The sequence below is a fragment of the Frigoribacterium sp. 2355 genome (assembly GCF_054060695.1).
The window spans coordinates 227,833-245,021 of the sequence record NZ_JBSSDL010000002.1 but is presented as its reverse complement, the minus strand read 5'-3'; the positions used below and the strand labels follow the sequence as shown (position 1 = coordinate 245,021).

At 71.8% G+C, this 17,189-nt stretch carries 13 protein-coding genes; 7 read left to right on the top strand and 6 right to left on the bottom strand.

The annotated features are described in order from the left end of the window. Window position 1 precedes the first annotated feature (1 nt). The 4 genes from ACVJ1F_RS03970 (at window position 2) to ACVJ1F_RS03955 (ending at window position 5,634) form a co-directional block, all read left to right on the top strand. Window positions 2-964 (top strand): ABC transporter ATP-binding protein, encoded by a 963-nt coding sequence (locus ACVJ1F_RS03970; protein ID WP_043593111.1) that lies wholly within the window; start codon window positions 2-4, stop codon window positions 962-964. After that, entirely contained in the window at window positions 961-1,839 is an 879-nt protein-coding gene (locus ACVJ1F_RS03965) for an ABC transporter permease subunit (protein ID WP_456884830.1), read from the top strand. The genes ACVJ1F_RS03970 and ACVJ1F_RS03965 overlap by 4 nt, the downstream gene beginning before the upstream one ends. Window positions 1,840-1,959: 120 nt before the next feature. Continuing rightward, window positions 1,960-3,483, top strand: coding sequence for a DHA2 family efflux MFS transporter permease subunit (locus ACVJ1F_RS03960; RefSeq protein ID WP_207114414.1), 1,524 nt, complete (start codon window positions 1,960-1,962; stop codon window positions 3,481-3,483). A gap of 738 nt (window positions 3,484-4,221) precedes the next feature. Then, window positions 4,222-5,634 (top strand): MFS transporter, encoded by a 1,413-nt coding sequence (locus ACVJ1F_RS03955; RefSeq protein ID WP_456884828.1) that lies wholly within the window; start codon window positions 4,222-4,224, stop codon window positions 5,632-5,634. 211 nt (window positions 5,635-5,845) lie between these two features. Here ACVJ1F_RS03955 and ACVJ1F_RS03950 read toward each other — a convergent pair whose 3' ends face one another. After that, on the bottom strand, window positions 5,846-6,817 hold the full coding sequence (locus ACVJ1F_RS03950) for a hypothetical protein (RefSeq protein ID WP_456884827.1): 972 nt from the start codon (window positions 6,815-6,817) through the stop codon (window positions 5,846-5,848). Between the two features lie 508 nt (window positions 6,818-7,325). Continuing rightward, window positions 7,326-8,171 (bottom strand): NAD(P)H-hydrate epimerase, encoded by an 846-nt coding sequence (locus tag ACVJ1F_RS03945; RefSeq protein WP_456884825.1) that lies wholly within the window; start codon window positions 8,169-8,171, stop codon window positions 7,326-7,328. A gap of 693 nt (window positions 8,172-8,864) precedes the next feature. Here ACVJ1F_RS03945 and ACVJ1F_RS03940 point away from each other — a divergent pair. Together ACVJ1F_RS03940 and ACVJ1F_RS03935 are read left to right on the top strand one after the other, a co-directional pair. Further along, complete coding sequence (locus tag ACVJ1F_RS03940) at window positions 8,865-9,662, top strand: alpha/beta fold hydrolase (protein ID WP_456884823.1); 798 nt, start codon at window positions 8,865-8,867, stop codon at window positions 9,660-9,662. A 175-nt stretch (window positions 9,663-9,837) separates the two neighbouring features. Then, on the top strand, window positions 9,838-11,352 hold the full coding sequence (locus ACVJ1F_RS03935; RefSeq protein ID WP_456884822.1) for an FAD-dependent oxidoreductase: 1,515 nt from the start codon (window positions 9,838-9,840) through the stop codon (window positions 11,350-11,352). Here the strand turns inward: ACVJ1F_RS03935 and ACVJ1F_RS03930 are convergent. Together ACVJ1F_RS03930 and ACVJ1F_RS03925 are read right to left on the bottom strand one after the other, a co-directional pair. Then, entirely contained in the window at window positions 11,283-12,047 is a 765-nt protein-coding gene (locus ACVJ1F_RS03930; RefSeq protein ID WP_056046700.1) for a Pr6Pr family membrane protein, read from the bottom strand. The genes ACVJ1F_RS03935 and ACVJ1F_RS03930 overlap by 70 nt on opposite strands. A 174-nt stretch (window positions 12,048-12,221) precedes the next feature. After that, window positions 12,222-13,061, bottom strand: a complete 840-nt coding sequence (locus ACVJ1F_RS03925) for an aldo/keto reductase (protein WP_159825978.1) — start codon at window positions 13,059-13,061, stop codon at window positions 12,222-12,224. 332 nt (window positions 13,062-13,393) lie between these two features. Here ACVJ1F_RS03925 and ACVJ1F_RS03920 point away from each other — a divergent pair, with 332 nt between their 5' ends. Then, window positions 13,394-13,672, top strand: coding sequence for a hypothetical protein (locus tag ACVJ1F_RS03920; protein WP_056046704.1), 279 nt, complete (start codon window positions 13,394-13,396; stop codon window positions 13,670-13,672). A 205-nt stretch (window positions 13,673-13,877) separates the two neighbouring features. Here ACVJ1F_RS03920 and ACVJ1F_RS03915 read toward each other — a convergent pair whose 3' ends face one another. After that, window positions 13,878-14,570 carry an endonuclease/exonuclease/phosphatase family protein gene (locus ACVJ1F_RS03915; RefSeq protein ID WP_456884819.1) on the bottom strand — a complete coding sequence of 231 codons (693 nt, stop codon included), beginning with the start codon at window positions 14,568-14,570 and terminating at the stop codon, window positions 13,878-13,880. A 113-nt stretch (window positions 14,571-14,683) separates the two neighbouring features. Beyond that, the gene (locus ACVJ1F_RS03910; RefSeq protein ID WP_456884818.1) at window positions 14,684-16,390 is read right to left on the bottom strand and encodes an Ig-like domain-containing protein; all 1,707 of its coding nucleotides are present in this window, start codon (window positions 16,388-16,390) and stop codon (window positions 14,684-14,686) included. Window positions 16,391-17,189: the final 799 nt, after the last annotated feature.

Here is a 17,189-nt window from a genome sequence, read left to right as displayed (position 1 = left end):
GATGATCGAAGCCCGGAACCTCACCAAGATCTACGGAGACAAGCGCGCGCTCGACGACGCCACCTTCACGGTCCGACCCGGTCTCGTCACCGGGTTCCTCGGCCCGAACGGCGCCGGCAAGTCCACCACCATGCGCATGATCGTCGGGCTCGACCGCCCCACCAGCGGCAGCGTCACGGTCAACGGCAAGCGGTTCGCCGACCACGCGGCCCCCCTGCACGAGGTCGGCGTCCTGCTCGACGCCAAGGCCGTGCACACCGGTCGCAGCGCCCACGACCACCTGCTCGCCATGGGCGCCACGCACGGCATCGGCAAGAAGCGCGTCGACGAGGTGATCGCCCTGACCGGCCTCGAGTCGGTCGCGAAGAAGCGCGTCGGCGGGTTCTCGCTCGGCATGGGCCAGCGCCTCGGCATCGCCGCCGCGCTGCTCGGCGACCCGGCCACCGTCATCCTCGACGAGCCCGTCAACGGCCTCGACCCCGAGGGCGTCGTCTGGGTGCGCACCCTGGCCCGCTTCCTCGCGAGCGAGGGTCGCACCGTGTTCCTCTCGTCGCACCTGATGAGCGAGATGGCCCAGACCGCCGACCACCTCATCGTGCTCGGGCGCGGCAAGGTGCTCGCCGACTCCCCCATCTCGGACGTCATCTCGCAGGCGTCGGGCGACGCCGTGCGCGTCCGCAGCCCGCACGCGGACCACCTCGTCTCGCTGCTGCAGGGGCCGGACGTCGCCGTCACGGCCGTCGAACCCGGCGTGGTCGAGTTGCGCGGCATCACCGCCGAGCGGGTCGGCGACCTCGCCGCCTCGTCCGGCGTCGTGCTGCACGAGCTCACCCCGCTGGTCCGCTCGCTCGAGGACGCGTACATGACCCTCACGCAGGACTCCGTCGAATACCACGCAGGAGGCGCGGCGCGAGGCAGCCACGTCGCCCCCGACACGCAGACCCCCCAGGGAGCGACCCGATGACCACCACGACCCCCACCCGTCACCGCGATCGACCCGTGCGCCCGACCTCGAAGCTCACCTTCGGCGGCGTGCTGCGCAGCGAGGTCATCAAACTGCGCACGCTGCGCTCGACCTGGTGGTGCCTGGCGATCATGGTCGTCATCATCGTCGGCTTCGGTGCCCTCTTCGCCTTGAGCGCGGGCCTGTTCCAGGCCGGCGAGGCCAGCACCGAGCAACAACAGCAGATCGTCGCGCAGTCCGTCTCGGTCGGCGTGGTGTTCGGCCAGCTCGTCGCGTCGATCCTGGGCGCTCTCGTCATCACCGGTGAATTCGGCACGGGCATGATCCGGTCGACCTTCTCCACGGTGCCCAAACGCCTGCCCGCGGTCGTCGCCAAGCTCGTCGTCGTCGCGCTCACGCTCTTCGTGGTGTCGCTGGTCGCCCTCGTCCTGACCCTGCTGATCAACAGCGCGATCCTGCCGTCGAACGACATCACGGTCGACTTCGGCGACGGTGCCCTCTGGCGCAGCGTGGTCGGAGCCGCGGCCTCGATCGCCTTCATCGGCATGATCGCCTTCTCGCTCGGGGCGATCATCCGCAACGGCGCCGGCGCCATCGCGGCCTCGGTCGGCCTGGTCTTCGTGCTGCCGATCATCGTGCAGATCTTCACGGCGTTCGTCGACGCCGCCTGGGTCTACACACTGGCCGAGATCATCCCGCCGAACGCCGCCGCCCGGCTCTACGACTACGTCGTCTCCGGCCAGTCGGCCATGGCCCTGCCGAGCCCCGACGGGGCCCTCGTCCTCGAGCCGTGGAGCGCCCTGCTGGTGCTCGTCGGCTGGGTCGTCGTGCTCTTCGGTCTGGCGCTCGCGCTCGTGAAGCGACGCGACGTCTGACCGACGGGCACCGCGCCTTGTCGGGGTGACGGCGACGCGATCGGACGGATCGGGAAGAACCGGACCGTCTCGTACGTTCGGTCGCACAGGCACACCGCCGTCACCTCCGAGGAGCCCCATTTGAGCATCGACCCCTCTCCCCCGACGACCGTCGGCGACAGCCGAGCCGGCGAGAGCCGAACCGGCGACACCGCGACGACGGGCGCCGACGGCGACCAGGCCGGCACCGAGGCGCGCAACAAGCTCGTCATCGGGCTGCTGCTCGTGTCGGCCTTCGTCGTGATCCTCAACGAGACGATCATGGGCGTCGCCCTGCCGAGCCTCACCCGCGACCTCGACATCACCGTCACGGCGGGCCAGTGGCTGACCACGGGCTTCATGCTCACCATGGCCGTCGTCATCCCGATCACGGGCTTCCTGCTGCAGCGCTTCAACACCCGCCCGGTGTTCATCACCGCGATGAGCCTCTTCAGCCTCGGGACGGCCATCTCGGCGATCGCTCCCGGCTTCGGCGTGCTGCTGCTCGGCCGCGTCGTGCAGGCCTCGGGCACGGCGATCATGATGCCGCTGCTGATGACCACCGTGCTCACCCTCGTGCCGCCGGCCACGCGCGGCCGCACGATGGGCAACATCTCGATCGTCATCTCTGTCGCACCGGCCATCGGCCCGACGATCTCGGGCGTCATCCTGAGCGTGCTCGAGTGGCGCTTCATGTTCATCCTCGTGCTGCCGATCGCCCTCGTGGCGCTCGCGCTCGGTGCCGCCCGCGTCAAGAACGTCACCACGCCGAAGAAGGTGCCCCTCGACGTCACCTCGGTGATCCTGTCTGCCTTCGCCTTCGGTGGCATCGTCTTCGGGCTCAGCTCGATCGGCGAAGGGGCCGAGGCCGCCGTCCCCGCCTGGGTGCCGCTGGCCGTCGGCGTCGTCGCGCTCGTCGCGTTCGTGCTGCGTCAGCGCTCGCTGCAGCGTCGCGACCGCGCCCTGCTCGACCTGCGCACGTTCTCGTCGCGCACCTTCACGATCTCGGCGTCGGTGCTCGGCGTCGGCATGATCGCCCTCTTCGGCACCCTGATCGTCCTGCCGATCTACCTGCAGAACGTGCACGGCCTCGACCCGCTCGCCACCGGGCTGCTGCTGCTGCCCGGCGGCCTCGTCCAGGGCCTGCTGTCGCCCGTCGTGGGACGCCTGTTCGACAAGTACGGTCCGACCGTGCTGCTCGTGCCCGGCACCACCCTGGTCAGCGCGGTGCTGTGGTTCATGTCCACGGTGTCCGAGTCCACCCCGATCCCGATGGTCCTCGCCGCCCACGTCGCCCTCAGCATCGGCCTGGCCTTCATGTTCACGCCGCTGTTCACCTCGGGCCTCGGGTCGCTGCCGTCGAACCTGTACTCGCACGGCAGCGCGATCGTCGGCACGGTGCAGCAGCTGGCGGGCGCCGCCGGCACCGCCGTGTTCGTCACCGTGATGACCCTGGCCGCCACCGCGGCGGCCAGCCAGTCCGGTGCCGGAGCCGCCGCCACGGGAGCCGGCGTGCGCGCCGCATTCCTGGTCGGCGCGATCATCTCGGTGTTCGCCGTCGTGGGGTCGTTCTTCGTCCGGCGCCCGCCGGTCGTCGAGGGCGCCGAGCCGGTCGTCGCGCACTAACCTGCGCGCGTCGCGCGCGGCGCGCGTCGCGCGCGTCGCGTGGCGCGCGTGGGCGCCGACGAGCTGCCGAGCTCCGAGCTGCCGATGGTCACGGCCTCACCCTCGGGGAAGCGCCGGCCGTCGGCAGCTCGTCGTCGCATCAGCCGTCCGTGAGGTCGTGAACCGTCGCGCAACCGACGGCCCGCGCCGTGTGATGCCGTTCCCGCGACGGCCCCATGGCGCCGGCGGTGCGACCTGCACCACCCGCGCCTCCTCAGCCCCTGCGAATTCGGTGCGGGTGCGGGTGCGGGTGCGGGTGCGGGTGCGGGCAACTCCTGTCTCGGGGTGCGCCCCGCCTCCGGGTCCCTGTCTTCTCCGCCCACGCCTCTTCAGGAGTCCTGCGTTGCCGACACGCGCCTCCTCTTCCCCTGCAGGTGCGGGTGTGGGGCTGCAGGGGCGGGCAACTCCTGTCTCGGGGTGCGCCCCGCCTCGAGGTCCCTGTCTTCTCGGCCTGCGCCTCTTCAGGAGTCCTGCGTTGCCGACACGCGCCTCCTCGGGCACCTGCTTCCTCGACGTGCGGGCCGACGCGGACACGGGCTCCGAGCGCGAGTAACGTCCGGGCACGTGCAGATGATGCAGACTTGCAGGCTGCGCACCCGACGTCACGCATCCCCGGGAGGCCGACCCATGACAAGCTCACCCACCACTGCGTCGAACGGCGGCCCAGGCGGAGGCACGCGCAGCCTCGTCCCGGCCCGGATGGACCGTCTGCCGTGGACGAGGTTCCACTGGTCGATCGTCGTGGGCCTGGGGTTCTCTTGGGTGCTCGACGGGCTCGAGATCCAGATCGTGGCTTCGGCCGGGTTCCAGGCGGACCTCGGGCTCACCGCCGCCGAGGTCGGGCTGCTGGGCACGATCTACCTCGTCGGCCAGGTCTTCGGGGCCCTCATCTTCGGGCGGATGGCCGACAGCCTCGGACGCAAGAAGCTGTTCATCCTGACCCTGGCGATCTACCTCGTGGCGAGCGCCATCGCGGGACTGTCGCCGAACTTCGTCTTCCTGGTCGTGTTCCGGTTCTTCGCCGGTGCAGGGATCGGCGGGGAGTACGCCGCCATCAACTCGGCGATCGACGAACTCATCCCGTCGAAGTACCGCGGACGCGTCGACATCGCGATCAACGGGACGTACTGGGGCGGCGCGGCCCTGGGCGCGACGGCCAACATCTTCTTGCTCGACCCCGACCTGTTCGCCGAGAACGTCGGCTGGCGCATCGGGTTCTTCATCGGCCCCGTGCTCGGCCTCGCGATCATCTACCTGCGCCGCCACATCCCGGAGAGCCCGCGGTGGCTGATGACCCACGGACGCGAGAAGGAGGCCGAGGCGACGGTCGACGACATCGAGGCCCGCGTCGAGAAGGACAAGGGCACCGACCACCTCACCCCCGTGTCGGACGACCAGGCAATCGAGGTGGTCGCGGCGGGGCGGATCGGGTTCGGCACCATCATCCGCACCCTGGTACACGACTACCCGAAGCGAACCTTCGTCGGCGCCGCGATGATGATCACGCAGTCGTTCCTCTACAACGCCATCTTCTTCACCTACGCACTCGTGCTGCAGAACTTCTACGGCACGAGCCCCAGCAGCACGCAGTACTTCTTCCTGATCTTCGCCGTGGGAAATCTTCTCGGGCCGCTGGTGCTGGGGCCGCTGTTCGACAGCTGGGGTCGACGTCAGATGATCTTCCTGACGTACGCCGTGTCGGCGGCGGTGCTCGCCGTGTCGGCGATCCTGTTCCAGGCGGACGTGCTGAACGCCGCGACACAGACCGCGTTCTGGAGCGTCTCGTTCTTCTTCGCCTCGGCAGGCGCGTCGTCGGCCTACCTGACGGTGAGCGAGATCTTCCCGCTCGAGCTACGGAGTCAGGTCATCGGCTACTTCTTCGCCCTCGGACAGATCGTCGGCGCCGTCGCTCCGAGCCTCTACGGCGCCCTCATCGGCGACGGGAGCGACCGGGGCCCCCTCACGGGCGGGTACTTCCTGGGCGCCGGCGTCATGCTGGTCGGCGGTGTCATCGCGCTCATCTTCGGAGTCGACGCGGCTCGCAAGTCGCTCGAGACGATCACCACTCCGCTGTCGGTCGTCCCCTCGTCGAAGCAGTCGCCGCGGAGCTGAGGTGGGCTGGGCTGGGCCGGGCAGGGCTGGGCTGGGCTTGGCTTGGCTTGGCTTGGCTTGGCTGGGCCCGCGGGCGGGGTGGCTTCACCAAGCCGGCGGGCGGCTTGGCCAGGCCGGACGGCGGGCCGTGCCGCGGGCCGTGCCTCGCGATCGGCTTGGCCGGGCCGTGCGGCGCGATGAAGGCCAGCGGCACGGGCCCCGAGCTCCACCGTTAGGTCCCCCCGATCGGGAACTCTCGACCGGCGCGCCGTCGGGGAATCGCCAGCCGCCACGATCGGCGACCCCGGGGTCCGAGCACTCGCGGCAACGAGGAGTTGCCGACGTCCTCGGCGCGACGGGGGCCACCCGCCGTGAAGATCAGCGCATCGATCGCCTCAGCCGTCGACCGCCACCTGTTCTTCACCATCATGGCGCTCGCCCGGAACGGCACCCGCCCCTCACGGGCGATGTCGGCGTCCTTGACCCGGTCCTCGTCGAAACGCCGTTCGTGGTGTGCTCGTCCATCGGTCTCGAAGCCGATGATGCCGTCGAACACCATGTCGATGATCTTGTTCGTCCCCGAGACGGGGATCTGACGCACGACGTGGCGTCCCGCGCGTCGGAGTCTCGTTCCGGCGGCGCTCTCGAGGATGCTCTCCGCGCCTCCTTCACTCCATGCGACGAGGCCGGCAGCGTCCATCCTCTTGCGGGACAACACCTCTGCGGCGTCGTCATCGTCCTGGACGATGCCTGCCTCCCTCGCCCAGTCGACGAGGATCACCGCGTCCTCGAAGGATCGCGCCTCCACGACCGCCCGGGCCAGGGCGTCGCGAGGATCGACCGCCCAGGTCGATCCTCGGCTGCTCAAGTCGACGGGGTCCCAGACGACACGGGCCCCTCGGCGCCTCCGGAGGCGCGAGGCCGTCATCGGAACCGACACGGTGACGGGCGGTCGGCGCGACGACCACGACCACGCCCCGAGCAGGTGGAGGGCGGACGCTCCCGTGAGTCGGCCACCGACCGCCACCGCGACGTACCGGGGGTCATGGGGCGACCACGTGGAGTACCACCCCCGCCGGGGCCGGACGACGCTGCGGGAACGCACGGCGACGGTGAGGTGTCGGTCGGTCGCGCCGTGGGCGACGAGGTCGCGTTTGTGGAGCAGGCCTCCGGCGGACGAGACCAGTTCGGCGATCGTGGTCATGTCCACGAGCGTGTCGGAATCGCTGTGGCCGGCACCTCCGCGCCACTCGGATCGGGGACGCACGGCGGCGACGGGCCCCTGGGGACGAGACGACGCCGGACCGGTGTGACCTTTTCCGCGGTCGGGACCGGCCTGCCGTCGGCAACTCCTGTCTCCTGCCCAGACCCGATGTCGTGCGAGAGTTCCGGCCCGGTGGCGATGCCCTGGGGGCAGGAGTTGCCGATCGTGCTGGTGCGGTGTCGGGAACTCCTGCCTCGGGCGTCGGCGTCGCGAGGGAGGCGCGAGGGCTCCGCCTCGGGAAGCCGACAGCCAGGAGTTGCCGACCGGGACAGACGCTTGGCGGTGACGGCAGGCGGAACGGACAGGACGAGACCTGACGGAACAGGGCAGTAGACGGACGGGACAGGGGCGGCACGAGGCGAGGCGGGGGCTGGGCGAGACGAGGCGAGGCGAGGCGGGGCGAGGCGGGGGCGGGACGAGGCGAGCAGAGCCGGGGGCGGGGCGGCGATCAGGGAGTCGTGACCGCCGGGGGCATGCGCGCGAGGTCCGGACCGATGCCGATGTCGACGAGCACGACGCGCCCGGCCCGCTCCGCCCCCGGGCCCAGGACGAGCCCGACCTTGTGGCCACCGAACGTGACGGTGACGTCCGCGGGCAGCACGTGGGGCGGATCGGGGAGGGCCCCGTCGTCCACCCCGATGCCGCTCGGAACGTCGACCGCGATCACTCGTGGTGCGGGTTCCGTGGCGCCACCGTCCGCGGCCGCACCTCCGGCCGGGGAAGTCCCTGCGTCCCTCCCCGTCCCCGATGCCGCAGCCGCTTCCGCACCCGTACCCGCACCCGCACCCGCACCCGTACTCCATGTCGCACCAGCGACCACCGGCAGCACCGCCCGCACCACGCGCAGCGAATCCCCTCGGAGCCCCGCTCCGTTCGAGCCCGTCCCGACCAGTCCGTCGAGCAGCACGTCGTACGAGGGCAGAACCTGCGCCACGACCGCAGCATCGCACCAGGCTTCGACGTCGTCGAGCACGGCCCCTGCCGCGAGCGCCGCGGCCAGGGCGGCCTCGTGTACCGGTGACCCCACGGGCACGACCGTCACCGCGCCGCCCTGTGGCACGAGCTCGCGGGCGAGCGACTCCCCGGCGTAGAGCGCGTCACCGCCGTTGTTGCCGCTTCCGACGAGCAGCAGGATGCGGCCCGCACGACCGTCCCGGGAGGACGGGGAGGCGCGCAACACGTCGCGCACGACGTCCGCGAGACCGTCGGCCGCCCGCCTCATCAAGGGTTCGCCCGCCTCCAGGTGTGGGCGCTCCGCCTCACGGATCTGTGCCGCCGTCCAAGCCTCGACCATGCGTCCACCCTCCTCCCCTCGACCGCCGGAAGACCGGGCCGCCCACCCCGGTCCGCCACGGCGCCGGGCCCTGCCGTGCCGCACCGTGCCGAGGGAGGACCTGCTCGTGCGGCACCGGCCGAGTCGGTAACTCCGGGCCTGTGACGCGCAGGCGGCCGAGGGCGCCGCCCACGGGAGGCACGGGCGGCACGAGGAAGGAGTTGCCGACATCGCGCGCCACTCGGCACCTCGGACGACCCGACCGCGAGCAGACCCGAGTCGACCGTCACCTGACGAGAACGGCACGACGAGCGGGACGTGCAGCGGGCACGACGCTCGAGACGCGCGCAGTGAGCGGGACGCGCAACGGGCACGACGAGCGGCACGCGCGCAGCGAGCAGAACGAGCACAGCGAGCGCAGCAAGCAGAACGAGCACAGCGAGCGCAGCAAGCAGAACGAGCACAGCGAGCGCAGCAAGCAGAACGAGCACAGCGAGCGCAGCGAGCAGAACGCGCCCAGCGAGCGGAACGCGCGCAGCGAGCGGGACGCGCAGCGGGCACGACGAGTGGGACGCGCGCAGCGAGCGGGACGCGCAGCGGGCACGACGAGCGGGACGCGCGCAGCGAGCGGGAAGGGCGCAGCGAGCAGAACGAGCACAGCGAGCACTACGACCACAACCGTCACGAGCTGTGCGGCGCTGCCAGACTGTCGGGATGCGTGCGACCACCCCGAACCCCGTCGACGGCACCGAGATCGCCTACGAGGTCGACGGGGACGGGCCGCCGCTCCTGCTCGTGCACGGTTCGGGCCTCTCGCGCGGCACCTGGCGGGGGCTCGGCTACCTCCGGGACCTGCAGCGCGACTTCACGGTGGTCGCCCTCGACATGCGCGGCCACGGCAAGAGCGGCAAGCCCCACGACCCCGAGTCGTACGCGATGGACCTGCACCGTGGTGACGTCGGCGCCGTGCTCGACGCCACGGGCCTCGAGCCCGCGCACTACGTCGGTTACTCGTTCGGCGCCCGCATCGGGCTGTCCGTCGCGGCGCACGAGCCCCGGCGCCTCCGGACGCTGACCACGATCGGTGGCAGCTGGGCCCCGATGAACGGCAACATCGGCGCGACCTTCACTCCCGACTGGCACGACGCCCTGACGACGGGTGGCATGGCCCGCTTCGTCGACCGCTGGGGCGAGACGATCGGCCGTCCGATCGATCCCGAGACCCGTCTGGCCTTCATGCAGGACGATCCGACCGCCCTGGCCGCCTTCTTCACCGCAGCCGAGACCGGTGGCGGCCTGACGGTCCCCCAGCTCGACTCGGTCGAGGTCCCCACCCTCCTGCTGGCCGGCACGCGGGACGTCGACCGCCACCGCGAGTCCCAGGAGGCCGCCCGCCGGATGCCGGCAGCCGTCTTCTACTCGCTCGTCGGCCAGGACCACGCCTCGTCGCTGCTCCCCGTCGACCAGGTGACCGACCTGCTGCGCACCTTCCTCGAGACCGTCGACGCCTGAGGCCCGCCCCGACGGGTCGTCGACCCGGAGGCGCGGCCCCCTAACGCAGGACGCGACCGGGAGGCGCGGCGCCCGAACGCAGGACGCGACCCGGAGGCGCGGTGCCGGTGCGCAGGACGCCACGGGACGATCCCGGCGCGCGCCGGTGCGCGCCGACTGCGAGAATGGACGCACCATGGGCATCAGTCGGCGAGCGTTCTTGACGGGATCGGTCTCGGGGGCCGCGATCCTCGTGCTGTCGGCCTGCACGACGGACTCCCCCGCGCCGACGGCCAGCCCCACCCCGTCCGCGACCACGCCGACCCCCACGCCGACGCCGACCCCGTCGGGCACGGTCGCCCCCGCCGCCTTCCGCCGCAGCTCGTGGGCCGACGACCCCTACTCCCTCGGGGCGACGAGCCACCTCACCCCCGGCACCTCCGACGCCGACCGCCGGTTGCTCGGCACCCCGCTCGACGACCGCCTCTTCTTCGCCGGAGAAGCCGTCGCCTCGACGATGGGCGGCACGGTCTACGGTGCGCGCCAGTCGGGCTTCGACGTCGCGGCGCAGGTCGCCGGGGTCGCCGCGGCCGACGAACGCATCGCCGTGATCGGCGCCGGCATCGCGGGGGCGACCGCGGCGCGGTCCCTCGTCGACCGGGGCTACGACGTCGTGGTCGTCGAGGCCCGCGGCCGGGTCGGCGGCCGGGTGCACAGCGTGCACGACGACGACTGGCCCTACCCGGTCGAACTCGGCGTCGGCCTGCTCGAGGGCCCCGGGTCGGTGGCTCTCCAGGCTGCCCTCGCCCTCGCCCGCGTCCGCACCCGGCCGCTCGACGACACCGTCGAGGTCCGGACGTCCGACGGTGCGGTCGACTCCCTCGGCGACGCCGCCGACCGTCTCGACCGGGCCGCGTCCTGGGCCGCGGGGCGCTCCACCACGACCGACGCCGACTCCGGCACGAGCGTCGCCGACGCCCTCTCCGGCTCGGGGGCCGACGAGGTCTCGGCCCTGCCCGGTCCGGACGGGGTCTCGGACGCCGACCGTCTCGCGCTCGTGCTCGACGACCTCCTCCCGGCCCGCTGGGGGGCCGGGGCCGACGACCTCGCCGCCTCGGCCCTCGGCGACGACCCCGCACGCGACCTGCTGCCCACCGGCGCCTCCGTGGTGACGGGTGGCCTGTCGGGCTTCGTCGCGGGCCTGCTCGACGGCCTCGACGTGCTCCGCGACAGCAACGTCGTCCGCGTGCAGTACGGCGACCAGGGCGTGGGGCTGAGGCTCGCGACCGGCGAGTCGCTCTCGGTCGACCGCGCGGTGTCGACGATCCCCCTGGGCGTGCTGAAGACCGGCGTGCCCGAGTTCTCACCCGACCTGCCGTCCACCCACACGGACGCGATCGAGGCCCTCGGCGTCGGCACGCGTGAGGTGCTCTGGCTGCGCTTCGACGAGGCCTTCTGGTCCACCCAGGCCACGGTCTGGGCCGTGCTCGACGACGACGCCCCCTACCGGCTCTTCGTCAACCTCATGCCCGCGACCGGCGCACCCGTGCTGGTGGCGCTGACCGGTGGCGACGCGGCGGCCGAGGTCTCCGGCCTCGACGACGACGCGGCGGTGGCCGCGGCGATGCAGAGCCTGGCGCCCTACCTCGACCTCGTGGCCGCCGGGTCCCCCGCGCCCACCGACGAGCCGACGGCCGACCCGACGTCCTGACCCGCGCCTCCTCGTCCGTCGACCGCAGGAGGCGCGGTGCCCGTCGCCGACGCCGGCCCGCCACCCTGCCGTGCCCGCGCGTGCGGCCGCACGTGGCTCAGCGCGACGAGCCCCACGAGCACCCCGACGATCGTGCCCAGGGCGATGCCGTTGTACAACAGGAACTCGCCCGGCCAGGTGACCTGCGCCGGGTCGAGGAAGAAGTACGGGTACCAGCCGACGTCGGCGCCGCGGACGATCGTGAACACGCCCCACACGAGCGGGAAGACCAGCACCACCGAGAGCACCCGCCACCGCACCCGCGGCCGGTCGGGGCCGAACACCCAGTCCACGAGCACGAACGTCGGGATCACGAAGTGCAGCAGCTGGCTCGACCAGGGCACCTCGATGCGGTAGTCGTGACTCGCCGACTCGGCGACGATGATGCCGAACACGATGCCCGACACGATCACGTAGGTGCTGACCAGGGCGTGGACTCCCGCGAACCAGCCGGGCTCCTGTCGCCCGCGCAACGACACGACGCCCGCGAAGGCGAGCACCACGACGTTCGCCATGTTGCTCTGCTGCGTGAAGTAGCTGAAGTAGTTGATCGAGCTGAAGGTGCTGAAACCGAGCACGTAGACGAAGTCGGCGACGAGGGCGACCACGCCGACGGCGGCCGCGAGCAGGCGTAGGACGCCGACGATCCGTCGCACCGTGTCACGCCCTCCGGATCTGGTCGGCTGTGGTCGGGGGAAACGTCGATCGTACTAGGCGCCCGCGCGACGCCCCGACGTGCGGAGGCCGGGCCCGCTCGTCGTGACGACGTGCGGACCCGGCCTCGGTGCCTCGGCGTCGCGACCCGGCGCGACGTCATGCCGATCAGGCGATCAGCTGGGGATGTAGTTGAACTCGTCCGGGTTCGGACCGGTGCGCTCGTCCTTGTTCAGGGCGGTGATGGCGGCCACGTCGGCGTCGGTCAGCTCGAAGTCGAAGAGATCGAAGTTCTCTTCCACGCGAGAGCGCGTGACCGACTTCGGGAAGACGATGTCGCCACGCTGGATGTGCCAGCGCAGCGTCACCTGCGCGGTCGTCTTGCCGACGCGCTCGGCGATCTCGGTGATGGTCTCGTCCTTGAGAACGCCGCCCTGGGCGATGGGCGACCAGGCCTCGGTGTGGATGCCCTTCGAGACGCCGAACTCGCGCAGCGCGTCCTGGGTCAGGTAGGGATGCACCTCGATCTGGTTGACGACCGGGACGACCGAGCCCTCGTCGAGGACGCGCTCGAGGTGGGGCTGCTGGAAGTTCGAGACGCCGATGGACTTCGCGCGGCCGCTGGCGTGGATCTCTTCGAGGGCCTTCCAGGTCTCGACGTAGTCGACGTCGATGCCGGGCAGCGGCCAGTGGATGAGGAACAGGTCGACGTAGTCCTGCTTCAGCGCGTCGAGCGTGCCGTCGAACGCCTTCAGCGCGTCGTCACGCTTGTGGAAGCCGTTGTTGAGCTTCGAGGTGACGAAGATCTCGCTGCGGTCGATGCCGCTCTCGGCGATCGCCTCGCCGACGCCCGCCTCGTTGCCGTACATCTCGGCGGTGTCGATGTGGCGGTAACCGACCTCGAACGCGGTGAGGGTGGCGTCCTTGGTCTCGGCCGGGTCGACCTGGTAGACGCCGAACCCGAGCTGAGGGATCTGGATTCCGTTGTTCAGGGTGATGGTGGGGATCGTGGTCATGTGTAGAGCCAACCACTCACCCCCGTCGAACCTTCCGAGGAAACACTGGTGGACGTACCCCGGGCGTGTTACTGTGGTGAGTCGCTTGGGCCCCTCTTCTCAGAAGTGCCCCGTGCGGTGACGACCGAGTCCACACCGGTGCACCGCCCGAACAGCCTCGCGAGACGACCTCGCCGGATGCGCACGATGACCACCGATCATCGTTGCCCTACTTCTCCGGCCGCCGTCACCGCGGGCCCGACCACCGCCGTCAGGCGGACCACGAGCGCCCATCCGGCATCTCGTGCCACGGATTCTGTCGCAACACAGAGCACACATCGAAATCGAGCATCATGAACGACATCATCAGCATCACCGGCACGGTCACGACCGCGCCCACCCTCACCACCGCCCGCCTCGTCGAGTTCGTCGTCGTCGACGACCGCGGCACCCAGTTCGCCGTCCGCGCCTGGCGCGACGACGTCACCGCCGCCGTGCGCGTCGGTGCGTCGGTCGTCGTCGACGGTGCGGCCGGCTGGGTCATCCCCGGTCGCAGCTGGCGCCACGAGCCCAGCCGCACCATCGTGCAGGCCTCGTCGGTCGAGACCCGCGAGCTCGCCCTGGCCGCCTAGGCCCCGGCGGCGCCCGCGGGCGCGACGACCCGAGGAGGCGCGGTGAGGCTGACGGCCGCACCGCGCCTCCTGCGGTTCCCGGCCCCGAGGAGGCGCGGTGAGGCTGACGGCCGCACCGCGCCTCCTGCGGTTCCCGGCACCACGACGACGGGCCCGGCCACCGAGGAGGTGACCGGGCCCGTCGTCGTGTGCGGAACCCGCGAGGTCAGAGCCCCCGCGCGCGGACCATGATCGGACGGTGGTCGCTGATGCCGGCCGGCAGGGTGACGACGTCCTCGATCTTGAGGTCGTAGCTCGTCGCGAAGTCGAAGTGGCCCTTGACGTACTTGTAGCCGAGGTAGGTCGGGGTCGAACTGCGGGTCAGCACGAAGCCGTCGCGCTCGATGTGCTTGCGGAGACCGCCGTGGAACCACGGGTAGTTGAAGTCGCCCACCATGAGCATCGGCACGCCGGGCGCCAGCGCTCGCATGAGGCGGTGCGCCGACTCGACCTGCTTCTTCCGCAGGGCGTTCGTGGCGGTGAGCGGGGCGGCGTGGAACGAGCCGATCAGCACGTCGCGTCCGCTCTGCCGGTCAGCAAGGTGCATGGCCAGGAGACGCTCGTGCGCCGGCGACATCACCCGGTCGTGCATCGACTTCTTCAGCGCGTAGACGTTCGTCCCCAGCAACTCGAAGCGCGAACGGCGGTAGTAGGCCGCCAGCCCGAGACGGTTGTTGTGCGTCGACGCCGCGAGGGCGAACTCGCCGAACTCGTCGGGGATGTCCTTCGTGTCGGCCTCTTGCAGGCAGAGCACGTCGGCGTCGTTGTCCTCGGCGAGCGACCGGATCTCGCCCTTGGCCGTGTGCTCGCGAAGGTTGTAGCTGACGACGCGCATCGTGTGTCCGTTGTCTTCTGTCACGAGTAGCGAACCTAGTCCACGTCTGTTTCGGGGAGGTGCAGGTTGGACGAAAGGGGGGTGCCGGGTGAGGCGGACGTCGTGTCCGCCGCACCCGGCACCCCCTGACGGGTCGACTACTCGCCGCGGTGGCCGCGATCGGCGTCGCCGGTCAGCGCCGCGCGGGCCGCACGGCGACGGGCCGAGACGACGAGCGCTGCACCGAGCAGGGTCAGCAGTGCGGCCAACGTGACCGGACCGGCCAGCTCGGCCCCGGTGAAGGCGAGACCGGTGGTCGCTGCCGCGGCGGCCGGTCGAGGCGTCGACGCGGCCGGGGCGGTCGGGCCCGCCGCGGGGGCGGCGATCGCGGCCGGCGTCGTCGTCGGGGCGGACGTCGGCGTGGTGGTCGTGCCGGTCGCGCCGGAGACGCGGGCGAACCAGGCGTTCGAGGACGTCACGGCCTGGCCCGACTCGACGCCCCGCGCCGTCACGGTGCCGACGTCGTGGTGGTCCGCGGTGCCGGCCGTGACACCCGCGAGGGCGGCGGTGCAGTCGAACGAGGCACCGACCGCGAGCGGGCCGGCCCAGGTGACACCGGTGGACGGTCCGCCCAGGACACTGAAGTCGCAGCTCAGGCCCGTGACGGTGCCGTTGGCGACGACCGCGTCCGAGACCGAGACGTCGGCGAGCGCGTCGGCACCCGTGTTGGTGACCCGGTAGGCCAGCGAGGCGGTCCCATCGGAGAGCACGACGGCGGCGTCGGCGGTGTCGGCCGCGTGGCCCGCGGCGTCGCCCTTGGTGATGCTCACGGCGGAGACGGGGACGTCACCGCTGCCCACTCCCCCGGCGGAGGCCTGGACCTTCGAGGCCGTGACCCGGCTGCCGGCGGCGACACCGGCCCGGACGGTCGACGCCGTCGCGGCGTTGGTGAAGGTCTGCGGGGCGGTCGCGGTGCCGGTGGGGGCGGCGAGGCTCACGGCGACGGCGGCACGGTACTGCGCGGTCCGCGTCTGCGCGCCCCACGAGACCGTGTACCCGGAGTCGGTGCAGTCGAACGAGGCCGGGGTCACGGCGACCGGGGCGGCCAGCGAACCGTCGGCCTTGGTGCGGATCTCGGTGAAGACGGCGGTGTCGCAGTCGAACGACCACGCCTCGCCGGCGGGGACCGAGTCACCGACGGTGGCCGAGTCGAACGGCCCCATCGGCGTGTTCACGCTCCAGACGAGGAAGTCGTCGGCCACGAGTCGACCCTGGTCGGCACGGGTGTAGGTGCCGAACTTCGTCACGACGTCCGATCCGCGCAACACACCGGTCGGAGTGACGACGGTCGTGAAGTCGCGACCGTCGTTCGTGGTCGACGTGAAGGGGGTCGGCACGCCCGACGGGGTGGTGCGTCCCTCGAAGTCGGACGTGACGAAGGCCTGGCCGCTGACGTTGAGGTGGTCCTCGGCGTAGGCGGTCATCGTGAAGGTGACCACGGACGGGCGCGTCCCGACGACGGCGGCGTCGGCCACGACCGCACCGGTGGCGGGGTCGCGGAGCGCGAAGTCGGTGGGCAGGTTCTTCAGGTGCTCGCTGAGCGTCAGCGTGAAGGTGTCACCGGCGAGGGTGTCGTCGGGCACCTGCCACGCGATCGTCGTCGTGAGCTGGGAACCCTGCTTCGGCGTGGTCGGGGTGACCGTCACGTTCGTGATGGCACCGTCGATCTCGGCGGCCCGGGCCGGAGCCGCGGTGCCGGTGAGGGCGGCGGTGCCGGCCAGGGCGAGGGTGGCGAGCAGCGCGGCGGACAGGCGCAGGGCCCTCCGCCCGCGACGGGGAGACCCCGCGAGGGTGAGCGAATGCATGGTGGTGCCTTTTTCGGGTAGGGCAGACGCGCGCCTCGACCTGTTCCCCCGGTGCCGTGTTCGGGTACGGCGCCGGGGTCGGGTGAACGGGGATCGTCACGTCTCGGGTGACACCCAAACTAGGGCCGGCGTGCCGACCGTGTCCACCATCGGGGGGACAGATCACCCGGACGAGGAACGGGCGACGAGGGTGGAGCCCGGGCGACGGACGTTCCGCGGTGCGCGGTGCGCCGTGCGCGGTGCGCCGTGCGCGGTGCGCCGTGCGCCGTGCTCGGTGGGCGGTGCTCGGTTCGTCGGCAACTCCTGCACCCTGTCCGACACCCGCCCCGACTCCCCCGCAGGCGACCCCCACCGCAGCACACGCCAGGAGTTGCCGACACGGACGGCCCCCGGTCGACAACTCCTGCGCCCTGACCCACACCGGCCCCGACTCCCCGGCATGCGAACCCCACCGCAGCACGAGCCAGGAGTTGCCGACACGGACGGCCCCCGGTCGGCAACTCCTGCACCCTGACCGACACCGGCCCCGACTCCCCCGCTGGCGAGCGACGCCGCAGCAGGGACCAGGAGTTGCCGACACGGACCACCCCCGGTCGGCAACTCCTGCACGCTGACCGACACCCGCCCCGACTCCCCCGCTGGCGACCGCCGCCGCAGCAGGGGCCAGGAGTTGCCGACACCACGGGGCGGGGCAGGCGGGCGGGAGGGGGCGGGGACGCGAGGAGGCGGTGGTCGCCCTGCCGGGGGAAGGTGACCACCGCCTCCGGGTGGCTCAGGCCGTCAGGCCGTCAGGCCGCGG

What these genes read in the sequence shown, in the direction of transcription:
- ACVJ1F_RS03970 (WP_043593111.1), top strand. Translation starts at nt 2, where the DNA reads ATGATCGAAGCCCGGAACCTCACCAAGATCTACGGAGACAAGCGCGCG.
- ACVJ1F_RS03965 (WP_456884830.1), top strand. Translation starts at nt 961, where the DNA reads ATGACCACCACGACCCCCACCCGTCACCGCGATCGACCCGTGCGCCCG.
- ACVJ1F_RS03955 (WP_456884828.1), top strand. Translation starts at nt 4,222, where the DNA reads ATGGACCGTCTGCCGTGGACGAGGTTCCACTGGTCGATCGTCGTGGGC.
- ACVJ1F_RS03950 (WP_456884827.1), bottom strand. Translation starts at nt 6,817, where the DNA reads ATGACCACGATCGCCGAACTGGTCTCGTCCGCCGGAGGCCTGCTCCAC.
- ACVJ1F_RS03945 (WP_456884825.1), bottom strand. Translation starts at nt 8,171, where the DNA reads ATGGTCGAGGCTTGGACGGCGGCACAGATCCGTGAGGCGGAGCGCCCA.
- ACVJ1F_RS03940 (WP_456884823.1), top strand. Translation starts at nt 8,865, where the DNA reads ATGCGTGCGACCACCCCGAACCCCGTCGACGGCACCGAGATCGCCTAC.
- ACVJ1F_RS03935 (WP_456884822.1), top strand. Translation starts at nt 9,838, where the DNA reads ATGGGCATCAGTCGGCGAGCGTTCTTGACGGGATCGGTCTCGGGGGCC.
- ACVJ1F_RS03925 (WP_159825978.1), bottom strand. Translation starts at nt 13,061, where the DNA reads ATGACCACGATCCCCACCATCACCCTGAACAACGGAATCCAGATCCCT.
- ACVJ1F_RS03920 (WP_056046704.1), top strand. Translation starts at nt 13,394, where the DNA reads ATGAACGACATCATCAGCATCACCGGCACGGTCACGACCGCGCCCACC.
- ACVJ1F_RS03910 (WP_456884818.1), bottom strand. Translation starts at nt 16,390, where the DNA reads ATGCATTCGCTCACCCTCGCGGGGTCTCCCCGTCGCGGGCGGAGGGCC.